Source organism: Microbulbifer epialgicus, assembly GCF_041447265.1.
GTDB classification, from domain to species: Bacteria; Pseudomonadota; Gammaproteobacteria; order Pseudomonadales; family Cellvibrionaceae; genus Microbulbifer; species Microbulbifer epialgicus.
The window spans coordinates 23,837-48,381 of sequence record NZ_JBGMEK010000008.1; the positions used below are offsets into that span (position 1 = coordinate 23,837).

The following is a 24,545-nucleotide window of genomic DNA, read 5'->3' on the forward strand; positions in this document are numbered from 1 at the left end:
CTCAGGCGGCGCTAGCCACTCGAGATTCTTCATTACTGAAGAGGGTGGAGAAGTAGACATCTTCCAGGTCGGGTTGTAGTTGCTCAAACCCCTCATCCGGTTGGGAGTCCGCCAGTATATGTACAACATGACGGCCGGCTAATAGACGGGTGGAAATCACATCGAATTTATTGCGGCACTCTTCCAGCTCTGATTTGTTGACGATACGCCGCCATACGCGCCCTTGCAGCTTGGAAGTCAGCTCTTCCGGTTTGCCTTGTGCAACGATTTTGCCTGCGGCGAGAATTGCCATATTGGGGCACAGGTCGGCAACATCTTCCACAATGTGGGTGGAGAGTATTACCACCACATTTTCACCGATTTCGCTGAGCAGGTTATGAAAGCGATTGCGCTCCTGTGGATCGAGACCGGCTGTGGGCTCGTCGACAATAATCAGGCGCGGATCGCCAATCAGGGCTTGGGCAATTCCAAAGCGCTGGCGCATACCGCCGGAGTAACCGCTCAGATTTTTCTTGCGATCACGAAATAAATTGGTTTGGTGCAATAATTCAGCCACCAGCTCACGGCGTTCCTTTCGATTGCTGATACCCTTAAGTACTGCCATATGATCAAGCATATCTTCGGCACTGATTCTTGGATAAACACCGAAATCCTGTGGCAAGTAACCCAGGGTACTGCGGATTTTCTGCGAATTCGTGGCCACATCGATTCCATCAAAAGTGATGGAGCCACGGTCGGCGAACTGAAGCGTGGCGATAGTGCGCATCAATGATGACTTACCGGCGCCATTGGGGCCGAGCAAACCGAACATACCCTTGGGGATATCCAGGTTGACGTTATTTAGCGCATGCACGCCATTATCATAAGTCTTGGAAAGATTAGAGATTTTCAGCACTTTTTAATTCCCTTTTACTATTTTTATGTTCTTAATTATTTTGAATATCGATAGACCTGCCTCTCCACTGATAAAGAGGTAGTTGCACCTGGTTTTTAACCATCAATGTAACAGAGCGTATGGTAAAGAGTGGGACAATAAGGTGCGTTGAAAGTTTTAAAGGGTGGAGGGTTTTAAAGGTGGTGTAGTTAAGCGCGGAGTGTGGAATTTTGCGCTTAAAACTAAAGAGAAAACCGGCGCAGTTGCACCGGTTCCCTTTGGTTTTTTTTATAGATGTACAAAAAAGGGGGAAGGAAAGAATACACTGCGCTCGGGACCGTATGAGGCATGGATGTCGATTACGAGCTTACAGGGATGTATTCACAGCGCGTCTCGAGCGCAGTGTATTCTTTCCTTCTGACCCAAAAGTAAAAACAGAGCTTGTGCCTGTTACTTTTAAATAACTCCCGGCAGCCAGGTTGCCAGAGCCGGCCAGAGTGCCAATAGGCAAAGCAAAAGAATTTGTATGGCAATAAATGGCGCAACACCACGGTAAATAGCGGAGGTAGCTATGGTGCTGGGTGCGACGCCGCGCAGATAAAAGAGGGCAAAACCGAACGGTGGTGTCAGGAAGGAAGTTTGCAGGTTAATGGCGATCATAATGCCTAACCAAACTGGATCGACTCCCATTGCTAACAGTACGGGACCCACAATAGGCACAACCACAAAGGTGATCTCGATAAAATCGAGAATAAATCCAAGTAAGAAGATCACCAGCATTACTAACAGTGTCGCACCCACCACGCCACCGGGTAGGCTGTGGAAAATACTGGTTACCAATTCTTCGCCGCCATAACCGCGGAAGACCAGGGAAAATAGTGAGGCTCCGATTAGGATTGCGAAGACCATCGCTGTTACTTGTAAGGTGCTTCGCCCAACCTCTCCCGCTCGTGCCCAATTTAGGGCGCCACGGCTATAAGCCAACAAACCTGCGCCCAGTGCACCTACCGCAGCGGCCTCTGTGGGAGTTGCTGCACCGGTAATAATAGAGCCCAAAACCACCAACATCAGGGCAATAGGAGGAAAAAGGCTGCTAATCAAAGGCCAGACTTCCAGTGCCTCCTGTTCGGTGGAGGGAGCTTTCGCCGGTTCGCGGCGAGCCACGAATAACAGGTAAATAATGTAGGCTGCTACCAGCAGTAAGCCCGGAATAATTGCCCCGATAAACAGGTCACCGACGCTGACTGGCTTGGGGTTAAAGATTCCGGCAGACAGCTGTGCCTGTTGGTAGGCATTGGAGAGAGTATCTCCCAGTAATACCAGCGCAATAGATGGAGGGATAATTTGCCCGAGGGTACCGGTGGCACAGATGGTACCGGTGGCGAGCTTGGGAGAGTAGCCCTGTTTCAGCATGGTGGGCAGGGACATCAGACCCATAGTGACTACCGTGGCACCCACTATTCCGGTGCTGGCGGCGAGCAGTGCACCAACCACTACTACAGAAATGGCCATTCCTGCCCGCGCCCCCATAAATACCTTGGTTAAGTTGACCAGTAAATCCTCGGCGATTCGGGCGCGCTCCAGTATCACACCCATCAGCACAAATAATGGCACGGCCACCAGGGTACCATTTTGCATAATGCCGTAGAGGCGATCGGGAAAGGCGCGCAGCAATTCTGCATCAAAGACGCCGTACACAATACCCAGGCCAGCGGTGATTAGTGCTGTTCCACCAAGAGTGAAGGCTACCGGATAGCCGAACATCAACATTGCACAGACAGCGGCGAACATCAGCAGGGGGATTAGCTCCATCATGCCTCAGCCTCCTCTGCTTGCCTTAGTAACCGGGGCTTGGCCGAGGCCTTGGTTGTCGGGGCTGGCGTTTCCATCAGTTGCAGGAGCGCGCGCATAAACTGGGCTGTGCCGGCCAGGGCTAGGGTAATTGCCGCAAGAGGGATCAGGCTCTTCAACAGGAATACCCCTGGCAGGCCGCCGGCATTGGCGCTGTCTTCAAGCACTGACCAGCTGTTCAGTACAAACTGCCAGCTGCTAATCAGCATAAAAGTACAAATTGGTAATAAAAAGATGAGATAACCTACGGCGTTAACCCAGGCCTTGCCCCTGGCCCCCATGCGCCTATAGAGGATGTCTACCCGCACATGGGCATCAGTTTGCAGGGCGTAGGCCAGGCCGAGCATAAAGGCAGCACCGTGCAGATAGACTACGGATTCTTGTAGGGCGATAGAGCCGCTATCGAAAAGATGGCGTAGTGCCACGACACAGCTTTGCAGTAAAACCATGGCCCAGGTAAACCAGGCCAGCAGGTGGCCGGTGCGACTGGACAGACTCTCCAATGCACGGGCTCCACGCAACAGAAAAGGCATGGGGGCTTCTCTCTTTACATCTTATTGTTATCTTGGCTGCACGAAGGTTACCGTTTTGGCGGTCCATGCACCAGCCGGCCAAATTTCAAGCTGTAATCTTTTTGTCATCTTTTGTTCATAGAATCGTCACCCGTTGTTCCTAGCATCGCCGCGTGAAATAAAAAACACTCATCGGAGTTCCACATGAACAAGCAAATTCTGGCCACTTCCCTGGCGGCATTGACCCTTGCCACTTCTCAGGTGGCTATGGCGGCTCGCGACTACATCAGTGTTGTCGGTTCCTCTACCGTTTACCCTTTTACTACTACTGTGGCAGAGCGCTTCAGCCGCGCTACCCAGTTTAAAACCCCGGTAGTTGAATCCACTGGTACTGGCGGCGGCATGAAGTTGTTCTGCCAGGGCGTTGGCGAAAGCACTGCGGATATCACCGGTGCATCCCGTCGCATCAAGCAGTCTGAGCTGGAAATGTGTAACGGCAACGGCGTTGATGTTGTGGAAGTCCAGATCGGCTACGACGGTATCGTACTCGCCAACGCAAAGAAAGCCGCTCCGTTTGAGCTGTCCCGCAAGGACATTTTCCTGGCTTTGGCTAAAGAAGTACCGAACCCGAACGGTTCCGAAACCCTGGTGGCCAACCCTTACAAGACCTGGAAAGACGTAAACCCGGCTTTGCCCAATACCAAAATTGAAGTTCTGGGCCCGCCCCCCACTTCCGGTACCCGCGATGCCTTTGCCGAGCTGGCGATGGAAGGTGGCTGTAAGAAGTTTGGCTGGATCAAGGCCATGAAGAAAAAAGACAAGAGCGCTTACAAGGCGATCTGTCACAACGTGCGCGAAGATGGCGCTTATGTAGAAGCTGGTGAGAACGACAACCTGATCGTGAACAAGCTGGTTGCCAACCCGAATGCCCTGGGCATCTTCGGCTTCAGCTTCCTCGATCAGAATGCCGACAAAGTACAGGGCTCAATGATTGAAGGTCAGGCCCCGACTTTCGACTCTATCGCTGGCCAGAGCTACCCGGTATCCCGCCCGCTGTTTATCTACGTGAAGAAAGCTCACGCTGACGTAGTACCGGGCATCAAGCAATTCCTGGCGGAGTTCACCAATGAACGCGCCTGGGGTGATGAAGGTTACCTGGCAGACAAAGGTATGATTCCGCTGCCCCAAGAGAAGCGTCAGCAAATCGCTACTGATGTTCGCAAGCTGAACGCACTGAGTAATCTCGCTGCAAAATAACCCTATCCTGGAGTAGTACAGTCAAAGGGAATTGACGGCCAAGCCCGAGAGGGCTTGGCTTTTCTTTGTCCACAGCACTGTGGAATCCGAGGGAAATGTCGGGATAATGCCGACAACCATTTTTTTAGCACGGTAAATTAATGCAAACCCCCACACTGTTCGCCCTTCTGCTGCTGTTGATTCTGGTGGCCTATGGTACCGGCTTTAGCCGCGCACTGAGCGCTGCACGTAGCTTAGGTGGCTTGCGCAACCTGGCTTCTCTGCCCAGTTATTACGGAATATTTGCCGCGCTTTGGTGTGGTCTGCCGGCATTGGTATTACTCGGTGCCTGGCTGATATTTGACGATGCCATTATTCGGGCTATGGTGCTGAACAGTGTTGCCGACAAACCCGAGACAATTTCAGGGCAGAATCTGCTCTACGCCCAAATTCAAAATCTGGCCGCAGGCCATATGTTGGGGGAAGCCACTCCGCGTTTACAAGAAGCGGCAGATCACCTCAGCCAACTGCGTAGCAGCTCCAATACTATGCAAGCCTTTATGAGCTTGATATTGGCCGTGGGTCTCGGAGCTTTTGCTCTTTTACGTTTTTCCCCACAATTACGCGCTCGAGAAAAAGTTGAGAAGGTCTTGCGGGCTATATTGATTGCCTGTGCCTGCGCGGCCATTTTTACCACCGTGGGTATTCTGTTCTCGGTGTTGTTTGAGTCCCTGCGCTTCTTCCAGTCGGTTCCTATTACCGAGTTCCTGTTCGGTTTGCACTGGAGCCCGCAGATGGCCCTGCGCGCGGATCAGGTTGGTTCCAGCGGCGCCTTCGGAGCAGTGCCCCTGTTTACCGGCACCTTGATGGTTTCCGCCATCGCAATGTTTGTCGCAGTACCTGTTGGTTTGATGGCAGCGATTTACCTGGCGGAATATGCCAGCAAGCGTGTGCGCGCCCTCGCCAAGCCAATTCTGGAAATTCTTGCCGGTGTGCCCACGGTGGTATACGGCTTCTTCGCCGCTCTGACGGTTGCGCCCTTTATTCGTGACCTGGCTACCTCGGTTGGCCTGGAGGCCTCCAGTGAAAGTGCCCTGGCCGCAGGCCTGGTGATGGGCATTATGATCATCCCGTTCGTCTCCTCCCTGTCAGACGACGTGATCAATGCGGTGCCGCAATCATTGCGCGATGGTGCTTTGGGCCTGGGCTCCACCCACTCTGAAACAGTGCGCAAAGTTGTGATTCCGGCGGCTCTTCCGGGAATTGTCGGCGGTGTTCTGCTGGCGGTGTCACGGGCAATTGGTGAAACCATGATCGTGGTGATGGCGGCGGGACTCGCAGCTAACTTAACCGCCAACCCGCTGGAGTCTGTGACCACCGTTACCGTTCAGATTGTGACCCTGCTGGTTGGTGACCAGGAATTTGACAGTCCCAAAACCCTGGCCGCCTTTGCCCTGGGCTTAATGTTGTTTGTTACCACATTGGTGCTGAACTTTATCGCCCTGCACGTAGTGAAAAAATATCGGGAGCAGTATGACTAATCTGACTCAGGCGCAGGTTCGTGAGCGTATCGAGAAGCGCCTCGCCAGCCGCCACCGCAAGGAAAAGCTCTTTCGTGGATTGGGCATTGCCAGTATTGCCTTCGGTATACTCGCAGTTGTAATTTTGTTCAGTGATATTATCAGCAAGGGTAGCGGTGCCTTCGTCCAGACCGCTATTCAGCTGGAAATACACTACGATGCGCAGGTGCTCGGCATCGACAAAGTCGATGACGAGAGTCTGGCCTGGGCCAACTTCTCCGGTTTGATACGCCAAGCCTTGCGCGAGCGCTTTCCCTCAGTGACCAGCCGCGGTGAAAAGCGTGAGCTATATACCCTGGTTTCCTCTGGTGCGCCTTTCACCCTGCGTGACCGCCTGGCTGATAACCCGGATCTGCTCGACAAGAGCGAGATGGTATGGCTCGCCGCCGATGACGATGTGGACACCTTTGTTAAGAGCCTCAAGGATTCCAAGGAGGGTTTTCGTGGTCGCACCTCTGAGCAGAAAGCCGGCTGGATTGAGCAACTGTTGGATAGTGGTGAGCTGAAAAAACGTTTCAATACCACCTTCTTTACCAATGGGGATTCCCGTGAGCCAGAGCAGGCCGGTATTCGTGCGGCATTGATGGGGTCGCTGTTTACTCTGTTGGTGACACTGGCGTTGTCCTTCCCTATCGGCGTAGCCGCCGCCATTTACCTGGAAGAATATGCACCGAAGAACCGCTGGACCGACCTTATTGAGGTGAATATTAATAACCTCGCCGCGGTACCTTCTATCGTATTCGGCCTGTTGGGGCTGGCGATCTTTATCAATTTCTTCGAGCTGCCCCGTTCGGCGCCGTTGGTAGGTGGTCTGGTACTCACCCTGATGACACTGCCGACGATTATTATTTCCAGCCGTGCGGCGCTAAAGGCGGTTCCGCCCTCTATCCGTGAAGCGGCAATGGGTATGGGCGCCTCGCGTATGCAGGTGGTTTTCCACCATGTGTTGCCACTGGCGATGCCGGGTATGCTTACCGGTGCGATTATCGGCATGGCCCAGGCACTGGGTGAAACAGCACCGCTGTTGATGATTGGTATGGTCGCCTTTATTGTCGATGTGCCCGCCGGGGTGACTGATCCAGCCACTGTGCTACCGGTACAGATCTTCCTGTGGGCCGACAGCCCTGAGCGCGCTTTTGTCGAGCGCACTTCGGCAGCAATTATGGTGCTGCTGAGCGTATTGATTGTAATGAATGCCAGCGCGGTATTACTGCGCAAGAAACTTGAGCGCCGCTGGTAACACAGCGCGGATTAACAGAAAGCGGGATTATTTATGAGTACCATGACCCTGGATGCCGCAGGGCGCACAGAGGCGGCGCGATCCGAACTGACTGGCGGGCAAATTGCAGCGAGCGCCGAAGTCCGGAAAACCGTGGGCAAGCCGTTCTGTGATACCGCCAAACTGCGCATGCGCAATGTGAATGTATTTTACGGCGAGGCCCAGGCTATCCACTCCGTCAGCCTGGATATTGGCCGCAATGAAGTGGTGGCCATGATTGGCCCTTCCGGCTGTGGTAAGTCCACTTTCCTGCGCTGCCTCAACCGTATGAATGACACCATTGAAGGTTGTCGTGTCGAGGGCGAGTTGAGTCTGGATGGCGATCCTATTTATGGCCCCAAGGTGGATGTCGTGCCCCTGCGTGCTCGGGTGGGCATGGTATTCCAGAAACCAAACCCTTTCCCAAAATCCATCTATGAGAACGTGGCTTATGGCCCCAAGATCCATGGGATCGCCAGCCGCCGCGCCGATCTGGATGAAATTGTTGAGAACAGCTTGCGCCGCGCAGGGCTATGGGATGAGGTAAAGGATCGTCTGGATAAACCGGGCACCGGACTCTCCGGTGGTCAGCAGCAGCGCTTGTGTATTGCCCGCGCTATTGCGGTTAGCCCTGAAGTTATTCTGATGGATGAGCCCTGCTCGGCCCTGGACCCCATCGCCACCGCACGTATCGAAGAGCTGATTGACGAGCTGCGCGAGAACTACACTATCGCCATCGTTACACACTCAATGCAGCAGGCCGCTCGCGTCAGTCAGCGTACGGCCTACTTCCATCTGGGTCGACTTGTCGAAGTTAACGATACCGAAACCGTGTTCACCAACCCTGAGCACGAATTAACCGAAGCCTATATCACCGGCCGCTTCGGCTGAGTCGGCCACGCCCCGAGGGAACACTATGGAAATGCACTTCGATCAGCATATCTCCCGTCAGTTCAACGAGGACCTGGAAGGTATTAAGACCGAGATGTTGGAGATGGGCGGCATGGTCGCCCGCCAGGTCGCCGATGCTGTTGATGCCTTGTCCAATGCTGATAGTCAGCTGGCCGAGGAGGTTCTGCGTGTCGAAGAGGAGATCGATAAGAGCGAGATGGCACTCGACGAGCACGCGACTTTAATTATCGCCAAGCGCCAGCCCGCCGCCTCGGATTTACGGATGGTGATGTCGGTAACCCGTATCGCTCGCGATCTGGAGCGCATCGGCGATGAGGCCTGCAAGGTTGCAAAAATGGCCATTGCCCTCACCGATGAAGGCACCTCACCGCGCGGCTACACTGAAATACGCCATATCGCCAATGCCGTGCGCAAGATGCTTAACGATGCCCTGGATGCCTATACCCGCTTTGACGTGGAATCGGCCCTACGCACACTGGCGGAAGATGAGCAGGTGGATATGGATTACCGCACCGCGGTGCGCGAGTTAGTCACCTATATGATGGAAGATCCGCGCAGTATCTCGCGAGTGATCAATGTGCTCTGGGCGCTGCGTTCATTGGAGCGTATTGGCGACCATGCGAAGAATATTTGTGAGCAGGTGGTTTATTTGGTGGAAGGTGCGGATATTCGCCACGGCCATGAAAAAAATCTGCGGAAGTCTTGAACTTCCAGCCCGCTACAAAGGTCGCATTAAGCGGCCTTTTTTATTGCAGGTTTTTCCAGCTCGGGCGCCCTGAGAGGAAGCGATGAAATATATTTTCGAAGTTCATATCAAAGAGGGATTCAGTGCAGAGGAATATGCTGAGGCCTGGGTACGAGCATCCAGGTTAATTCAGCAATATCCCGGCGCTATGGGAACGGAACTTCACCGCAAGATTGATGATCCAAGAAAGTTGCTTGCTGTTGCCACTTGGCGCTGTAAGGAAGACAGGGATGCAATGCAGGCACAACATTTGGTGGAGATCGATAAAATCATTCGCAGTGTTGCCCCCTTCGTCGAAATTCGTTCACTGGGTGAATTTGAAGACCCGCAATGGGTTGTTAATTTTAGTTTGGATTAATATTAGTGAGTACAAACTGAATGTAAGCTGAATAAAGCTAGTGAAGCCGATAAGAATTAAAAAAATATAAAATTATATTATTTTTTGTGATTTGTTTTTCTAGTTAGTTATTACGCTGCATTACAAGTATTTTTATCTTTTTGTTCCAGTCAATTCAACCACCTGTTTTATTCAACTTGCCGCAAAAAAATAGTTAACTAACTTTTTGTAATTTACTGTTGTTGCGAACTAAAAAACTTTTGTTACAATTCTCTGCCCAATTTGGATCCCAACGTTAACGAAGGATTTTGATATGAGATTCAAGCTCGCTGCTCTTCCCCTGATGCTTCTCGCCGTAACTGCAACTGCTGAGGAATACACATCCATTACTACTGTTGATTATTCAAACCTGGACCTTGATGGCGCGGATGGTAATCTATTTGGTGCTGAAACCAGTTATTATTTCAGTGGTAAGGAATCACTGGGTCCATTAAAGGAATTTGAATACATTAATAAAGTTACTAATGTATCCGCGGCTTTTACTCATTTTGATGTAGGAAGCTTTGATAGTGATAATTTTGCTGTGGCAGGCGAGTACTTTGCCAATAATGGTCTGATGGTTGGTGCCAACATTACAGAAGTGGATGATGACAATGTAAATACGATATCCCTTGGATATTTATTTACCCCTAACTTCCTAGTAAAATTGTCCCATGTAGACAATGATTACGATGATGAGACGTTAGTTGAGGCTCGTTATAACTATCAGTTGAATGGCAACGATTACATTGGCTTTGATTTTGTTACTGATGACGATTTCGACGCTCGGGTTTTTTCTACTAAGTACTTTGCCAGCCTGGGTGGTGATCAATACTGGACGGCTGACTTTGCTTACACAAGCATTGACGATGGTGATAACTACTGGAAGGTTGGTGCTGAATATTATTTCACCAAGAGTACTTCTATTGGTGTAAAGTATGATGATAATCAGGACTTTAAATTAGGTTATTCACACTTCTTCAGCCAAAACATTGCTGTCGAAGCTGCTTACAGTACTATGCTATTTGATGACTTGAATCTTCGTAGTTTTGGCAATGAAGCTTATTCTTCGGGTTCAAGTGCCGATATCGAAGTTGATAAATTTGAGCTGGGTCTGACTGTACAGCTGTAATTTATAGCTAGACAAAAAAGGGCTATTGTAAGTAGCCCTTTTTTTTACGGGTTATTTTGATCAACCCTACCTAAATTTTCCCTGTCAGCGCCTGTATTCTAGCCTGCGCCTTAGTGCCAATTTCCCCTCCAGCCTTTGCTGCTGTTTGGTAATGTTTGAAAGCACTTTGCTTATTGCCCTGCTTCTCATAAACTTCACCCAGGTAGTAGTGCGCATAACCGGTTTCCAGATAGCGAAGGGAGCGGCTTAGGTCTCGCTCGGCGGATGTATAGTCCTTGAGTTGTGCACTCGCCATTCCGCGTTTTAACCAGTGGGAAAACAGCGCTGGGTTTTTCTGTACTGCGCGGTCGTAGGCTTTGTGAGCGTCGGAGTATTGTTTTTTCTGCGCCAGCAAATCACCTTCCAGGGCGAAGAAAGCTGCTTCCTTGGGTTGCTGCTTTTGTGCTTTGCGCACAAGGCTGAGGGCACTTCCATATTGTTTTTTACTCGCCGCCTCCAGTGCATCATCATAATTTTTATAGGCATCGGCATCGCGTTTCAATTGAGCAATCGCTTTTTGATAGGCATCTCGATTGGTGACGCCCTTGGGTAGTGCTTTGCTATGTTCAATATTTGCTGTAACCCGGGATTGTGACGGGGGATGGCTGGCGAATAGTGCTTCCAGTCCGTTGCTCTGGCGGCCCTGGGAGAGCTCGACAAATTTCCGCTGCAGGCGTACAGCACCCAGGGGATCATAGCCGGCGGCGGCCATATATTTCATCCCGTATTCATCTGATTCCAGCTCGTTGCCACGGCCGTAGCGCGCAATATAGGCAGAGCCGCCCAGTTGGCTGCCGGTGGATATCAAGTCTCCGTAAGCGGAATCTTTGGTTGCTGCACCGAGCACTGCGAGCCCGGCACCCAGTACCTGCTGTTGGGACATGGCAGTTGCCGAATGGCGTGCGGCAGCATGAACTATTTCGTGGCCCAGCACTGCGGCCAGTTCGGCCTCATCTTCAAGTAATATCAATAGCCCCCTGTTGATAGCGATTTTGCCTCCCGGCAATGCCCAGGCATTGGGTACAGAGTTATTTAGAACGACGAATTCATAGGGGAGCTGAGGCCGGTCGGAAACCCGTGCCAACTTTTGTCCCACTCTGTTCACATAGTCCTGCAAGCTGGGGTCTATGGTGTATTGCCCACCCTGCTGCTGCTGGTTGATAGGGTACTGTTGCTGCCCCAGGCTTAGCTCTTGCTGGGGTGAGACCAGTGAGAATTGCTGTTCACCGGTTACTGGGTTGACGACGCAACCACTGAGAATTGAGGTTGCTACGAATGCCGCAGCAGCGAATAAAGTCTGGTTGCGCGAGATCATTGCCTGCCTCCCTGTATAATGCTGAGTATTTAGCGATCACCCATTGTACACAGTCCGGGAAGAGAGGTTATGACAGCACTACAGGTAATCGAGTTGTTTGCGGGTACCAACCCCGATGGCGAACCAGTGGTGGAGCGCCTGCAGGTGCGCATCAACGAGGACGACAGCTGTCAGCTGGTACGCTCGCCTGCATTTATCAAAGGCATCGCCAGTGGCGACAGCATCAAAGTGGACAAGGATACCCAGCAGTTTGAGCTGGTAAAGCGTTCCGGCAACCTGGCGATCCGCGTGTTTTGCCGCGGAGATAGCGCAGAGCTTTCAGATAAATTGACCCCGCAGCTAGAGAAACTTGGAGGTGAATTGGATCTGGAAGTTCCGCGTATGCTGGTTTACAGCATTCATGTCAGCTGTGGGTTCGATAAGATTGAAAAGATCCTCAATAATGCCTGCGATGGGGCCAACAGTGTCTGGTATTACGGCAACGTGTATGATCCCAAGGATGGCCAGACACCGTTAAACTGGTGGCAGGATATTCTAAAGCCGGAATAGTTTCGGCCGGCATGAGCTGAGGGTTAATGACAATAGTTGCTGCCCCATTGTGATAAGAGAGCCGGGCAAATTTTCAGGCATACCCAGATTCGCGATTGGGTATGAATGTCGCTGGCAGTGATGGCTAGGCAGAAGAAAGTAAGGTATCCGATGTTAATAGTGATTTCTCCCGCGAAAACGCTGGATTACGAGAGCGAAATTCCGGAATTGGAGACCACCCAGCCGGAGTTTCTCAAGGAGTCCGCAGCACTGATCAAAGAGTTGCGTGAACTCAGCCCACCGCAGATTTCCAGTCTGATGAAAATTTCTGACAAGCTGGGAGTCCTGAATTACGATCGATTCCAGTCATGGAAGCGGCCTTTTACGGCTAAGAATGCACGAGCGGCACTGCTCGCTTTTAAAGGCGATGTGTATACCGGGCTAGATGCAGGATCTATGGGCAAGCGCGATTTCGGCTATGCACAAAAACATCTGCGTATGTTGTCGGGGCTCTACGGTATCCTGCGCCCGCTGGACTTGATGCAGCCCTACCGCCTGGAAATGGGCACCAAGTTTGAGAATTCCCGCGGCAAGAACCTGTATGAATTTTGGGGAGAGCAGATTACCGAGGCCCTCAATAAGCAGCTACACAGCGTCAAGAGCCGTGAGTTGGTTAACCTCGCCTCCAACGAGTACTTCAAGTCGGTTAAGCCCAAGATGCTCGATGCCAAGGTCGTAACCCCACACTTTAAGGACTTAAAGAACGGCGAATATAAAATGATCAGTTTTTTCGCTAAGAAGGCACGGGGTATGATGAGTCGCTGGGCCATTGATCAGCGGGTAAAAAAGGCGGAAGACCTCAAAGGTTTTGATGTGGCGGGCTACAGCTATAGCCCGCAAATGTCTGGTGAGCGCGATTGGGTATTTACTCGGGATGAGGCGCAATGAGCGAACCTAGCCTGCCGGATGCGCCCTCTTGCGCGCGCAACCGAGGTCCAATCCTGGAGCAACTGCGCAGACTGCTGGCTAATAGCCGGCAAGTGCTGGAAGTTGGGAGCGGTACCGGGCAGCACGCGGTCTATTTTGCCCCACAATTGCCTCAGTTAACCTGGCAGACTTCTGAGCGCGCGGAGATGTTACCGGGCGTTTGTGCCTGGCTGGAGAAGCAGCCCGCAGAAAACCTGCGAAAGCCCCTTACCCTGGATGTCGATAATGACTGGCCAGAGCTCAGTGCAGATGCGGTCTTTACTGCCAATACCCTGCACATCATGTCGAGAGAATCGGTGGAGCGTTTTTTCCGCAAACTCCCCTCCGTCTTGCAGCCTGGTGGCCAGCTAATTGTCTACGGCCCCATGAAAATTGATGGGACTTTTATCGGACCGAGCAATGCCGAATTTGACCAGTGGCTGAAGGAGCGCAACCCAGCCAGTGGTATCCGCGACCTGGAGTGGCTGGACCAGCTTGCCGAAAATAGTGGCATGTTTCGCGAAGAATTAAATTTCCTGCCGGCCAACAATCAGCTGGTGGTCTGGCGCAAAAATGATAATAAGGAGAAATGATGCCTGCGTGGTTTGAAGTGACGATAATTGTGGCCTTTGCCATTGGTGCGGTTTTCTTTTTTGCCAAATACCGCGAAACTGCCGCCGCCCTGCACGAGAGTGAGCGCATGAAAGCGCGGCTTTCCAATGACTTGAATCGCTATAAGGATGTGCCCCGCCTGCGCGCTCTGCGCGATGCTCTGTTAGGTGCCAAACCTCTGCCTACAGATGACGATGGCAATGAGCACCTGCTGTTACGCGATGGGGACTTGCAGCTGCACCATCTGATCCTGCGTCGGGAGAGCACTCCGGTGAACGAGGAAGATGAAATTAGCTATACGAAAAATGGTGAACAGGTGAGGCTGCAGGAGTTCGAGTAGCCTTAACTGGTACCTTGGGGAAGTGTCAGGTACCTGCTACTTCTCCATAATTATTCTCTATTTTTGTATCTACTTTGCTCGCAGGGAAGTGCAAAATGAAAGTGCTGCCCTGGGCCGGAATGCTCTTTACACTCATTTCACCACTGTGGCGTAGTAGTACATGCTTGACGATAGCCAGCCCCAGGCCGGTACCGCCGCTATCCCTCGAGCGACCGGGATCGACCCGGTAGAAGCGCTCTGTCAGGCGCGGAATATGGATTGGATCAATGCCAATCCCCTGATCTTCGACGCTGAAATGGCCGCCACGACTATCCTGCCACCAGCGCAGTCGGATTTCTCCATCTGCCGGGCTGTACTTCACTGCGTTCAGCACCAAGTTGGCGAAGGCGCTGTGTAGCTCACTGGCATCGCCGCGGATACTACTGTGGCCCTCGCATTGCACCTCAATTTGGTGGCGACCACCACTGAAGCTGCGTGCTTCCCGTGCTACCCGTTCCATCAGCTCATTAACGTCCACGGGTATATCGCCACCACTGCGCTCCGAGGTTTCCAAGCGCGCCAGCAGTAGCAGGTCGTTGACCAGTGTGGTCATACGGACGGCCTGCTCCTCCATTTGTGCCAAAGGGCGCTGCCACGCGGGTGGTGCCATATCACTGCCTTGCAGGGTCTCCAGGTAGCCGGCGATCACTGTTAATGGAGTGCGTAGCTCGTGGGAAACATTGGCGACGAAGTCGCGACGCATCTGCTCGAGATTATGCAGGCGGGTGATATCGCGCACGATAACCAGCGCCTCATCCTGACCATAACGGGTGACTTCCAGCTGTAGGCGCAGTGCCTCATTACCTGGGGCAGGTAGGGTGAGAGGTTCACGCGAGTCGCTGTCTTCGTTGTGCATATAACTGACGAAGCCGGGGTCACGCACAAAATTGACCAGGGATTGCCCGGCATCACTGGTCTGCAGGCCGAGGAGTTCACCGGCGGCGGGGTTCCACCAAGCCAGGTGGTCACCATTTTCCAGGGCCACTATGCCTTCGCGCAGGGCGCTGGTGCTATCCTGTACCCGACGAAGCATGGCGTGCAGCTTTTGTTTTTCACGACGGTGGCGGCGCTGCATACGATAGAAATCATCGTAAATCTCGCCCCAGACTCCGAATGCGGTGGGGGCGGGTCCGCGCCGGCCATTGGCCAGCCAGCGGTTGAAGCGGTGTTGCTGCCAAAGCACGGATATCAGGTAAGCGGCCAGGCCTGCAATCAATGCGAGTGACCAGTTGCCTGAAGTGAAACCGAGAATGGTGCAGCCCAGAGCGATAACTACAAATCGTGAAAATTCGCCGATACTGCGATCCAACATAGCGTTGCCGTGTTACCTGACGGAGGACTGTGTCCTTCCCGCACTCAATACATCGTGGAACCCCGCGGTTTTTGAAAAATGACCACAGGTTTCCGTGGGAGTCAGTGCCGACCCAAGGGGATTGTCACACTTTTTCGACAGTTTGCACAGAAAATCGATAACCTGTGCCGCGCACCGTCTGGATATAGCGGTCGTGACCGTCCATCGCCAGGGCTTTGCGCAGGCGGCGAATATGCACGTCTACGGTGCGTTCCTCCACGTATACATTGCCCCCCCAGACATGATCCAGCAACTGCGTGCGTGTGTAGGCGCGCTCTTGGTGGGAAAGGAAGAAGGTCAGCAGACGGAATTCCGTGGGACCCATATCCACAGGCAGTCCCTGAATGGTGACCCTGTGGCTGAGGGGGTCCAGCACCAGATTGCCGGCGCTCAAGGGGTCTTCTGGTGTGGCAGGACCGGCGCGACGCAGTACCGCTTTGAGACGCGCAACCAGCTCACGAGGAGAAAAGGGCTTGGTGATATAGTCGTCGGCGCCCGTCTCTAACCCTTTGATTTTATTATCTTCCTCGCCTTTGGCAGTAAGCATGATGATGGGTACGGAAGTCGTCAGTTCGTCGCGCTTAAGACGCCGGGCCAGTTCGACACCGGAGACGTCCGGCAGCATCCAATCCAGCAGGATCAAGTCTGGTTTCTCATCAATGACCAGGGCGTGGGCTTCCTGGGCATTCTCCGCTTCGAGGCAGCGATAGTTGGCCATTTCCAGCGCGACCCGCAGCATATCGCGTACTGGGGCCTCGTCATCGACAATCAAGATCGTTTTACTGTGCATTTGCCTGCCATGCCCGCTCTGTTGTCAGGATTTCCCGGTTATGGCCGGGGATTAAACGGGATTTATATGACAAATATATGACGGTTGCTTGCTGTCTCCCAGTCAAAGGCTAATTCGACAGATAGTGCAGGGAAATTCCGCCGAATATCGCCAATCCCACCCAGTTATTGTTGAGAAAAGCCTGAAAGCAAGCTCCTCTTAACCGGTCGCGTATCAACCACTGCTGATAGGCAAAGAGCCCGGCTACTGCGATCAGTGACAGGTAATAAATGGCTCCCAGGTTAAAGCGCTGACCGATAAACAGTAGGGCTATCAGTACCAGAAGCTGAAGGGTCGCCGTCATGGCTTTATCCATCTCCCCAAACAGAATTGCTGTGGATTTGACCCCGATTTTCAGGTCATCATCCCGATCCACCATGGCGTAAAAGGTGTCGTAACACAGGGTCCAGAGGAGGTTTGCGGTATACAGCAGCCACGCCTGGGGGGGGATTTCTCCGGTGACTGCGGCGAAGGCCATGGGGATTCCCATACTAAAGGCGGCGCCCAGCACAACCTGCGGCAAGTGCGTATAGCGCTTGGCAAATGGGTAGCAAAAGGCCAGTCCCAATGCCAGCAACGATAGCAGAATGGTCAGTTTGTTGGTGGTCAGTACCAGGGCAAACGCCACCAGGCTGAGCCCGGCAAACAAACCCAGAGCAGCGCGAGGTGTGATGGCGCCGCTGGCCAGGGGTCTCTCTGCAGTACGTTTTACACGGCCGTCAATTTCGCGATCCGCGAAGTCGTTTACCGCGCAGCCGGCAGCACGCATCAAGATGACTCCAAAAGTGAATACTGCAAACAGGTGCAACCCCGGCCAGCCACCAGCAGCGAGCCACAGTGCTGCCCAGGTGGGCCATAAAAGCAGGAGTGAGCCGATAGGCTTGTCCATTCTCGCCAACTGCCAATAGGGCATCACTGAAGGCCAGCGGGTAGCAATCTGTTGGCTGATCACGGTGGACTCTCTCCTCTCTCCAGGTGTCTAGTTATTGATTACAGTTGCTGTGGGAGGCCCTTCAGGTTGGAAGGCCGAGAGGAAAGTCTCGGCTACCAACAGAGGCTTATCCCGCAGCCAGAAAGTTGAGCGTCGTCCCCAGGCATTTTCATGCTCACCGCAGAGCACCTCTGGCTGAAGCCTGGGGTTGCGTTGCAGGCGATTAAATTGGATGTCGCTACGGCGAATTCCCGGTTCGCTGAACAACAATTCCCCCAGCGGCTGGTCATTCAGACTGCGCAAATTGCGGGACTTGCCCTGCAGGCTGCGTAAGGGCAGTACACTGCGTGCATAGACCCAAGGCTGGCCACGGCCATACAGCAGTACTTCTCTTACCAGGGCACGGCTGTGCTCATGCAGTTTGAGTACATGGCATTCCTCTGCACGGGGGAGTTGCCAGCCCTGGTTGAGTACCTTTACGTGAAAATCCCCATCGCTCAGATGTTTTAAGGCGGCAGTCAGCGAACCCGAATATTCCAGCCAGGGTAATAGCGGCGCAGGGGGCTGAGGCTGTGTCGCTTCTAGTGGCTGCCCACGCCAATCGCCGGTGGGTACATATGGAGATTGGTGCAACGATAACTCCGCAGTCTGGAAAAGAGGGCATTGTACCTTGCCCGCTGGCGGCTGGCCTCACCCTGTTGCACTTTTGCTCCCTGGGGCGGCAATGGATATAGTGCTCGCTGCAATGAAAACAACGAATCTATAGAGAGAAGCTTGTTATGGGGCTTACTACCAAAATTTTGGTGGGGATGATTGCCGGCATTATTCTGGGAGTCTTGTTCAATTTCCTGAACAGCAGCCAGTTGCTTGGTGCGGGTGTGACCAATGCCATCAATCTCTATCTGACCGAGGGCCTGTTTGACATTATCGGTCGTATCTTTATCGCCTCGCTGAAGCTGATGGTGGTACCGCTGGTGCTGGTTTCCTTGATCAGTGGCGCCTGTGCACTCTCAGAGGGAAGCCGTATCGGGCCGTTGGCGGGCAAAACGGTTCTGCTCTATATGCTGACCACAGCGGTGGCTATCACTCTGGCTCTGTGTCTGGCACTGGTATTCCAGCCCGGTATCGGTGTGAACGAGGCTGCAGCTGCGGCAAGCTCTACTTTCCAGCCAAAAGAGTCTCCGCCGCTGTCCGATGTGCTGGTAAATATTTTCCCCACAAATCCAGTGGCAGCGATGGCCGAAGGCAATATGCTGCAGATTATCGTATTTGCCCTGTTGATGGGGTATGCCATCTCCCGTTGCGGAGAACCAGGCCAGCGAATCGCGGCCTTCTTTAACGACCTCAACACGGTTGTACTGCGCATGGTTGGGGTACTGATGGTTTTTGCACCCTACGGAGTTTTTGCGCTATTGGCGAAAACCTTTGCGGACCTGGGTTTTGGCGGTTTGCTTCAGCTTGGGAAGTATTTCCTGGTGGTGTTAGGTGCCCTGCTCTTGCACGCTCTGGGAGTTTATTCGATTTTGTTGAAGCTGCTGAGCGGTCTCAACCCGCTGGAGCTGCTCAAGAAAATGCGTTCCACCATGGTATTTGCCTTTAGCACTGCCTCTTCTGCGGCCACCATTCCGGTAACCTTGTCGACGGTAGAGAAGCGCTTAGGGGTAGATAACAAGGTTGCCGCCTTTACCGTGCCTCTCGGTGCGACAATCAATATGGATGGCACCGCAATCATGCAGGGGGTTGCCACGGTCTTTATTGCCCAGTTCTTTGGTGTGGAGATTGGCCTTACCGGTTACCTGACCGTGATTATTACTGCGACCCTGGCCTCTATCGGGACTGCTGGAGTACCCGGTGTGGGCCTGATTATGCTGGGTATGGTACTGCAACAGGTGGGTTTGCCGCTGGAGGGGATCGCCATAGTAATTGGCGTCGATCGCCTGCTGGATATGGTGCGCACGGCTGTGAATATCACTGGCGACGCGGTGGTGAGCAGCGTGGTGGCGAAGAGTGAGGGCGCGTTGGACGAGGAGACTTACTACGACTCGAACTATGACAGTGTGAGTATCAATGATTCACAAAACACCATAGGCGCCCATTGAGGCGCTTTCCATTAGGCTTCGGCAAAACGGGGCTTGTTCTGTAGCCAGCGCTTAATCAGCTGGCGCCGCATCTCTTGGTCCAGCACCGGAGATGCGGCAATCCTCTGTACTTGTGGCAATAAATCAGCATCTCTCTGAAGGTCGGCGATGCGGTGTTGGATCTCACCGGTCTGGCGGGTGCCGAGTATTTCACCCGGGCCACGCAGGCGCAGGTCTTCCTCCGCGATAGCAAAACCGTCACTGTGCTGGCGTAGGGCCTGCAAACGTGCGCGCCCATTTTGCGATAAAGGTGTGCCGTAGAGTAAAACACAGTGGCTGGCGATAGAGCCGCGCCCCACTCGACCGCGCAGCTGGTGCAGCTGCGCCAAGCCGAGCCGCTCAGGGTTTTCGATAATCATCAAGCTGGCGTTGGGCACATCCACCCCCACCTCGATTACTGTGGTGGCTACTAACAGGTCCACTTCCCCTGCCTTAAAAGCGCTCATCACCTGATCTTTCTGTTCCGGCTTGAGGCGCCCGTGTACCAGCGCCACGCGCACGCCATCCAGCATCTCTGCCAGCTCTTCTGCCGTGGATTCCGCTGCCTGAGCCTGCAGGCTCTCGGATTCCTCGATCAGAGTGCAGACCCAGTAGGCCTGACGGCCCGCGGCAATGGCGCTGTGCACTCGCTCCATCACTTGGTCTCGGCGATCATTGGAAATTGCCACGGTACTAATGGGCTGCCTCCCCGGCGGTAACTCATCAATGATGGAACAGTCCAGGTCGGCAAAGGCGGACATGGCCAGGGTGCGAGGGATTGGGGTTGCGGTCATGATCAACTGATGAGGCTGCAGCCGGCCGGTGGCACCGCTGGCAGCGCCCTTCTCACGAAGCTCCAGGCGCTGGCGTACACCGAAGCGGTGCTGTTCATCGATAATTACCAGCACTAAGTTGTGGAAAACCACTTCTTCCTGGAAAAGCGCATGGGTCCCCACCACCAGTTGCGCCTCACCACTGGCTACTTTAGCCAACTGCTCGCGACGCTCAGCGGCTCTCAAGTTGCCGGTCAGCTGGGCAACTTGCACTCCGAGAGGTTCGAGCCAGTTACAGAAATTAATCCTGTGCTGCTCAGCGAGAATTTCGGTGGGCGCCATCACAGCCACCTGGGCTCCGGCGCCTATGCCCTTAAGTGCAGCCATGGCCGCTACCAGGGTTTTGCCGGCACCGACATCTCCCTGCAGCAGGCGCATCATAGGGGTTTCCTGGGCGAGATCCTCGGTGATTTCCTCGCATACACGCTGCTGCGCGCCGGTGAGTGAGAATGGCAGGCGCGAGAGGAAATCCCTCTCCAGGGATTTGTTCACCGGTAGTGGCGGCGCTGCAACCCTGGCGCTATTGCGTCGCAGCTCCAGCAAGCTTAAATGGTGGGCGAGTAACTCTTCCAGCGCCAAGCGTTGCTGTGCTGGGTGTACACCAGCGCCGAGCTGTTCCAGATGAGTCCCGGCTGGCGGTGAGTGCAGGTAAATCAGGGCATCCCTGAGGGGGTAACGCAATGCCTTGGGTAATAATTCTGTGGGGATTAACTCGGTGACGGCTCCACCTCGTAAGAATGTCACGGCTTGCTGCATCAGCCCGCGCATGCGCCCTTGGCTCACACCCTCGGTCAAAGGATATACCGGGGTGAGGGTGTCTTCAGTGGTACTGTTCTCGCTTCCTACTACCTCAGTTTCTGGATGGTAGAGTTCCAGTCCGGCGGCGCCGCGGCGAGCCTCGCCGAAGCAGCGCAGGCGTACGCCGCGGGCAAAGCGGTTTTTTTGCGCTGCAGAAAAGTGGAAAAAACGCAGGGTGATACTGCCACTCATGTCCTGTAGCTTCACAACCAGGCTGCGCCGGCGACCGAAGACAATATCTGCGGCGGTCACCTCGCCTTCGATAACTGCATCCATGCCTATGGTTAGCCCGGCAACCGGTACTACACGAGTGCGGTCCTGGTAGCGCAGTGGCAGGTGGAACAGAAGATCCTGCAGCGAGTGGATATGTAGCTTCGCCAGCACCTGGGCAAATTTGTCCCCCACCCCCTTGAGGACAGTGACAGGCTGCTCTGCGAGGCTGGCTAGGGCTCGATCAGATGACACTGGCTGATAGCCTCACGCAGGATATCGATAGCGCGGTGACGCGGGAAGCTGGCGCGCCAGGCCAGGGCTACTGTGCGGCGTGGTCCAGGAGCTGCGAAGGGGCGGGTTTCCAATAGTCCAGTCGCATATTGTGAAGCTGTGGCGGCAGACAACGGCAACACGGTGATGCCGAGCCCAGAGGCAACCATGTGGCGCAGAGTCTCTAGCGAGCTGCCGTCAGCCGCAGTGCGGATGCCTCCTGAGCCGACTTCTTTCTCCATAGTTAGCTGCAAGTGTGGGCAGGCCTCGAGAACTTGATCGCGAAAGCAGTGGCCCTCTCCCAGCAGCAGGACGTTGTCTTCGGTGAGTTGGTCTGGGTCGATACTCTCAAACTTTGCCAGTGGGTGCCCCGCAGGCATCAGCACCACAAAGGGCTCGTCATAGAGGGGCTGCGTGACCACATCCGGCTCAGTAAATGGCAGAGCGATAATAATTGCGTCCAACTCCCCTTTACGCAGCCGCTGGCGCAGTGTGGCGGTATAGCCCTCCTCTACGTATAGGGGCATATCCGGTGCCAGGTGTTGCAGCTGAGGAATAAAATGCGGGAATAGATAGGGGCCAATGGTAAAGATCGCACCCACGGAGAGTGGGCTTGCCAGCTGGTCTTTGCCTGCGCTGGCGATGTCCTTAATTGCTGCCGATTGTTCCAGCACCAGTTGGGCCTGGGCGACAATGCGCTCTCCCAATGGGGTTGCCTTTACCCGGGTCTTGGAGCGCTCAAACAGCGCCACACCGAGTTCCTTCTCCAGCTTCTTAACGGCGATGGACAGGGTTGGCTGACTCACGTAACAGCGCTCGGCAGCGCGGCCGAAGTGCTGTTCCTGGGCGAGAGTGACTATGTAGCGCAATTCATTGAGAGTCATGGTAAAGGCAATCAAATGGTCTCAGGTGATAGCTATTATTCATAAATAATAGCTGCTGGCCAATACCATCTCTCACCCGGCCAATGGTTTCTGAAAGTTGGAAAAATTTACCAATTCTAGGAGCCGATAGGGGATTGAGGCGCAAAATTTTGCTATATCTTATGGGGGCACACTGAACGGAGAAATGTCATGGGCGTTCTTTCCTGGATCATTCTTGGGTTGATTGCCGGCGCTTTGGCGAAGTGGATTATGCCGGGGAAAGATCCTGGTGGCTGGATCGTAACCATGGTAATCGGCATTATCGGTGCCTTTATCGGAGGTTGGCTGGGCGCCTTAATCGGCTTCGGCGGACCAGTGACCGGCTTCAGATTTGGAGACATAATAACAGCAACCATTGGTGCGATAATCTTTCTTGCTGTTTACCGTTTACTCAAACGGCGCGGAAGTTAGTTCAAAATCAGAGCGGCAGATTAAGTTGCGGGGTACAGGGTATTCCGCGTTGTAATCCATGGATGGTGGCGCCGCAAACGATTGCGGGTTAATTTGGAGTGGCCTGAAGATGGAGTGACCACAAGGGTTCTGGCCCAAGGGTTTCTCCAACAGGAGTCAACAGCACAAAAGCAAGGGAATATGGCGAACGGCGTGGCTTCAGGCGCTGTTTCGCTGAGAACTATATGACACAACAAGAAAAGCTTTGGATCCTTGGGTGTGGTGACCTCGGAGCGCGTCTTGCGCTAAATATCGACCGCAAAAAGTACAGTGTATACGGAATGCGACGCAATCCGCTGGTAGCCTTGGCGAGCAAGCGCCGTGCGGATGTCGTTAACTGGCGCAGGGGGGATGCTACCAAGGCGGGGGACATAGAGCGTCTATTGGCAGATGGTGCCGATATTGTCCTCGCAACATTCACCCCGGATGAACATAGTCCTAGTGGCTACCAGCGCGCCTATGTAGAAACTGCCAAGTCTCTCAGTGAGGCGATTCCGCACCTGCCCAAACCACCGCGCCTGGTACTTTGGGTTTCTTCTACTCGAGTTTATGGCCAGAGTGGGGACGACTTTATTGATGAGCTGACACCGCCGGCCCTAAGTGGCTTTCAGGGGGAAGCATTACTGGCGGCGGAGGATATTATTCGTTCGGCCATACCCGCTACTTGTATAGTCCGCTTTGCCGGTATCTATGGACCAGGCCGCGACCGTTTGCTGTCCCAGGTACGCGCCGGGCGCTGTGCACCCCCACAGCCACCACAGTACAGCAACCGTATCCATATCGACGACTGCATTGGTTTTTTGTTACACCTTGTTGAAAGGCAAAAGCAGGGTTGGGCTCCAGAACCCTTATATATTGGCGCCGATAGTAAACCCGTGCCCATGTATGAGCTGCAGCAGTGGTTGGTGAAGGCGATGGGCTACACTAGTGCCCATTTGCGCGAGATAGTGCAGACCAGTGAGCGTCGCTCGAAAAAGGTCAGTAACCGGCGTATGCTCGCCAGCGGCTACGAGTTGAAATTCCCGGATTACAAAGTGGGCTACAGCGCTCTGCTAGAAGCGGAGGGCTAATAGTAAACTTGAGCCGGGCCGATTGCCCGGCTCAAGTTTACTGCTATGAAGATTAGGGCACCATCACGCCCTCAGCTTCAAACTGGGCTCCCAGAGGTAGCTCTTTGACAACCACCGTGGCTCGCGCCGGGTAGGGTTCCTGGAAGAATTCCATCATTACCTCGTTAACAGCGGCAAAATTGTTGCTGTCGGTAATGTACAGGTTCAGCTTAACAATATGGCTGAGTGAGCCATCTGCCGCTTCGCACACGGCACCAAGGTTGCGAAATACTTGGCGTGCTTCATCGGCGAAACTGCCGGAAACCATCTGCTGGTTTTCTGGGTCCAGTCCTATCTGCCCGGATAGGTAAACCGTATTGTTAACCTTCACCGCCTGTGAATAGGTACCGGCTGCGGCCGGGGCCGTGTCTGTTTTGATAATTGCGCGGTTGGGCATGTGGGGCAC

At 53.7% G+C, this 24,545-nt stretch carries 25 protein-coding genes; 14 read left to right on the forward strand and 11 right to left on the reverse strand.

Features of this window, described 5'->3' with window-relative positions:
- Nucleotide 1: 1 nt before the first annotated feature.
- From ACCI49_RS05550 to ACCI49_RS05560, 3 genes are all read right to left on the reverse strand, one after another.
- On the reverse strand, nucleotides 2-895 hold the full coding sequence (locus ACCI49_RS05550; protein ID WP_371837981.1) for an ABC transporter ATP-binding protein: 894 nt from the start codon (nucleotides 893-895) through the stop codon (nucleotides 2-4).
- Between the two features lie 435 nt (nucleotides 896-1,330).
- Complete coding sequence (locus ACCI49_RS05555) at nucleotides 1,331-2,689, reverse strand: TRAP transporter large permease (protein ID WP_371837982.1); 1,359 nt, start codon at nucleotides 2,687-2,689, stop codon at nucleotides 1,331-1,333.
- The gene (locus ACCI49_RS05560; protein ID WP_371837983.1) at nucleotides 2,686-3,258 is read right to left on the reverse strand and encodes a TRAP transporter small permease subunit; all 573 of its coding nucleotides are present in this window, start codon (nucleotides 3,256-3,258) and stop codon (nucleotides 2,686-2,688) included. The genes ACCI49_RS05555 and ACCI49_RS05560 overlap by 4 nt, the downstream gene beginning before the upstream one ends.
- A 183-nt stretch (nucleotides 3,259-3,441) precedes the next feature.
- Here ACCI49_RS05560 and ACCI49_RS05565 point away from each other — a divergent pair, with 183 nt between their 5' ends.
- From ACCI49_RS05565 to ACCI49_RS05595, 7 genes are all read left to right on the forward strand, one after another.
- Entirely contained in the window at nucleotides 3,442-4,494 is a 1,053-nt protein-coding gene (locus ACCI49_RS05565) for a PstS family phosphate ABC transporter substrate-binding protein (protein ID WP_371837984.1), read from the forward strand.
- A gap of 140 nt (nucleotides 4,495-4,634) precedes the next feature.
- Nucleotides 4,635-6,014 (forward strand): phosphate ABC transporter permease subunit PstC, encoded by a 1,380-nt coding sequence (gene pstC, locus ACCI49_RS05570; RefSeq protein WP_371837985.1) that lies wholly within the window; start codon nucleotides 4,635-4,637, stop codon nucleotides 6,012-6,014.
- Entirely contained in the window at nucleotides 6,007-7,293 is a 1,287-nt protein-coding gene (gene pstA / locus ACCI49_RS05575) for a phosphate ABC transporter permease PstA (RefSeq protein WP_371837986.1), read from the forward strand. The genes pstC and pstA overlap by 8 nt, the downstream gene beginning before the upstream one ends.
- Nucleotides 7,294-7,326: 33 nt before the next feature.
- Nucleotides 7,327-8,202: a phosphate ABC transporter ATP-binding protein PstB gene (pstB, locus tag ACCI49_RS05580; RefSeq protein WP_371837987.1), complete on the forward strand. Its 876-nt coding sequence runs from the start codon at nucleotides 7,327-7,329 to the stop codon at nucleotides 8,200-8,202.
- 25 nt (nucleotides 8,203-8,227) lie between these two features.
- On the forward strand, nucleotides 8,228-8,929 hold the full coding sequence (gene phoU / locus ACCI49_RS05585; protein ID WP_020413945.1) for a phosphate signaling complex protein PhoU: 702 nt from the start codon (nucleotides 8,228-8,230) through the stop codon (nucleotides 8,927-8,929).
- An 82-nt stretch (nucleotides 8,930-9,011) separates the two neighbouring features.
- On the forward strand, nucleotides 9,012-9,326 hold the full coding sequence (locus ACCI49_RS05590; protein WP_371837988.1) for an antibiotic biosynthesis monooxygenase family protein: 315 nt from the start codon (nucleotides 9,012-9,014) through the stop codon (nucleotides 9,324-9,326).
- 292 nt (nucleotides 9,327-9,618) lie between these two features.
- On the forward strand, nucleotides 9,619-10,476 hold the full coding sequence (locus tag ACCI49_RS05595; RefSeq protein ID WP_371837989.1) for a putative porin: 858 nt from the start codon (nucleotides 9,619-9,621) through the stop codon (nucleotides 10,474-10,476).
- 70 nt (nucleotides 10,477-10,546) lie between these two features.
- Here ACCI49_RS05595 and ACCI49_RS05600 read toward each other — a convergent pair whose 3' ends face one another.
- Nucleotides 10,547-11,830 (reverse strand): M48 family metalloprotease, encoded by a 1,284-nt coding sequence (locus tag ACCI49_RS05600; RefSeq protein WP_371837990.1) that lies wholly within the window; start codon nucleotides 11,828-11,830, stop codon nucleotides 10,547-10,549.
- 69 nt (nucleotides 11,831-11,899) lie between these two features.
- On the opposite strand from ACCI49_RS05600, the gene ACCI49_RS05605 reads away from it, so the two are divergent.
- The 4 genes from ACCI49_RS05605 to ACCI49_RS05620 all read left to right on the forward strand — a co-directional run bounded on the left by ACCI49_RS05605 (nucleotide 11,900) and on the right by ACCI49_RS05620 (nucleotide 14,276).
- Nucleotides 11,900-12,379, forward strand: a complete 480-nt coding sequence (locus tag ACCI49_RS05605) for a DUF4265 domain-containing protein (RefSeq protein ID WP_371837991.1) — start codon at nucleotides 11,900-11,902, stop codon at nucleotides 12,377-12,379.
- A 150-nt stretch (nucleotides 12,380-12,529) separates the two neighbouring features.
- Nucleotides 12,530-13,306, forward strand: coding sequence for a peroxide stress protein YaaA (gene yaaA, locus ACCI49_RS05610; protein WP_371837992.1), 777 nt, complete (start codon nucleotides 12,530-12,532; stop codon nucleotides 13,304-13,306).
- The gene (locus ACCI49_RS05615; protein ID WP_371837993.1) at nucleotides 13,303-13,917 is read left to right on the forward strand and encodes a DUF938 domain-containing protein; all 615 of its coding nucleotides are present in this window, start codon (nucleotides 13,303-13,305) and stop codon (nucleotides 13,915-13,917) included. Before yaaA ends, ACCI49_RS05615 begins: the two co-directional genes overlap by 4 nt.
- The gene (locus ACCI49_RS05620) at nucleotides 13,917-14,276 is read left to right on the forward strand and encodes a hypothetical protein (RefSeq protein ID WP_371837994.1); all 360 of its coding nucleotides are present in this window, start codon (nucleotides 13,917-13,919) and stop codon (nucleotides 14,274-14,276) included. The genes ACCI49_RS05615 and ACCI49_RS05620 overlap by 1 nt, the downstream gene beginning before the upstream one ends.
- A 25-nt stretch (nucleotides 14,277-14,301) precedes the next feature.
- Here the strand turns inward: ACCI49_RS05620 and phoR are convergent, their stop codons facing one another.
- The 4 genes from phoR to ACCI49_RS05640 form a co-directional block, all read right to left on the reverse strand.
- Complete coding sequence (phoR, locus tag ACCI49_RS05625; RefSeq protein WP_371837995.1) at nucleotides 14,302-15,627, reverse strand: phosphate regulon sensor histidine kinase PhoR; 1,326 nt, start codon at nucleotides 15,625-15,627, stop codon at nucleotides 14,302-14,304.
- Nucleotides 15,628-15,751: 124 nt separating this feature from the next.
- Nucleotides 15,752-16,456 carry a phosphate regulon transcriptional regulator PhoB gene (gene phoB, locus ACCI49_RS05630; protein ID WP_371837996.1) on the reverse strand — a complete coding sequence of 235 codons (705 nt, stop codon included), beginning with the start codon at nucleotides 16,454-16,456 and terminating at the stop codon, nucleotides 15,752-15,754.
- Between the two features lie 109 nt (nucleotides 16,457-16,565).
- Nucleotides 16,566-17,408: a 4-hydroxybenzoate octaprenyltransferase gene (gene ubiA, locus ACCI49_RS05635; protein ID WP_371838065.1), complete on the reverse strand. Its 843-nt coding sequence runs from the start codon at nucleotides 17,406-17,408 to the stop codon at nucleotides 16,566-16,568.
- A 66-nt stretch (nucleotides 17,409-17,474) separates the two neighbouring features.
- Entirely contained in the window at nucleotides 17,475-18,059 is a 585-nt protein-coding gene (locus ACCI49_RS05640; RefSeq protein ID WP_371837997.1) for a chorismate--pyruvate lyase family protein, read from the reverse strand.
- Nucleotides 18,060-18,205: 146 nt separating this feature from the next.
- Here ACCI49_RS05640 and ACCI49_RS05645 point away from each other — a divergent pair, with 146 nt between their 5' ends.
- Nucleotides 18,206-19,525: a dicarboxylate/amino acid:cation symporter gene (locus ACCI49_RS05645; RefSeq protein ID WP_371837998.1), complete on the forward strand. Its 1,320-nt coding sequence runs from the start codon at nucleotides 18,206-18,208 to the stop codon at nucleotides 19,523-19,525.
- An 11-nt stretch (nucleotides 19,526-19,536) separates the two neighbouring features.
- Here the strand turns inward: ACCI49_RS05645 and recG are convergent, their stop codons facing one another.
- The gene (recG, locus tag ACCI49_RS05650) at nucleotides 19,537-21,639 is read right to left on the reverse strand and encodes an ATP-dependent DNA helicase RecG (protein ID WP_371837999.1); all 2,103 of its coding nucleotides are present in this window, start codon (nucleotides 21,637-21,639) and stop codon (nucleotides 19,537-19,539) included.
- A complete protein-coding gene (locus ACCI49_RS05655) occupies nucleotides 21,618-22,541 on the reverse strand; it encodes a hydrogen peroxide-inducible genes activator (protein ID WP_371838066.1) in 924 nt (307 codons plus the stop codon). Before ACCI49_RS05655 ends, recG begins: the two co-directional genes overlap by 22 nt.
- Before the next feature lie 189 nt (nucleotides 22,542-22,730).
- Here ACCI49_RS05655 and ACCI49_RS05660 point away from each other — a divergent pair, with 189 nt between their 5' ends.
- Both ACCI49_RS05660 and ACCI49_RS05665 read left to right on the forward strand, forming a co-directional pair.
- Nucleotides 22,731-22,991 carry a GlsB/YeaQ/YmgE family stress response membrane protein gene (locus ACCI49_RS05660; protein WP_371838000.1) on the forward strand — a complete coding sequence of 87 codons (261 nt, stop codon included), beginning with the start codon at nucleotides 22,731-22,733 and terminating at the stop codon, nucleotides 22,989-22,991.
- Nucleotides 22,992-23,215: 224 nt separating this feature from the next.
- Nucleotides 23,216-24,100: an NAD-dependent epimerase/dehydratase family protein gene (locus ACCI49_RS05665; RefSeq protein ID WP_371838001.1), complete on the forward strand. Its 885-nt coding sequence runs from the start codon at nucleotides 23,216-23,218 to the stop codon at nucleotides 24,098-24,100.
- Nucleotides 24,101-24,152: 52 nt separating this feature from the next.
- Here ACCI49_RS05665 and ACCI49_RS05670 read toward each other — a convergent pair whose 3' ends face one another.
- On the reverse strand, nucleotides 24,153-24,536 hold the full coding sequence (locus ACCI49_RS05670; RefSeq protein ID WP_371838002.1) for a RidA family protein: 384 nt from the start codon (nucleotides 24,534-24,536) through the stop codon (nucleotides 24,153-24,155).
- Between the last annotated feature and the right edge of the window lie 9 nt (nucleotides 24,537-24,545).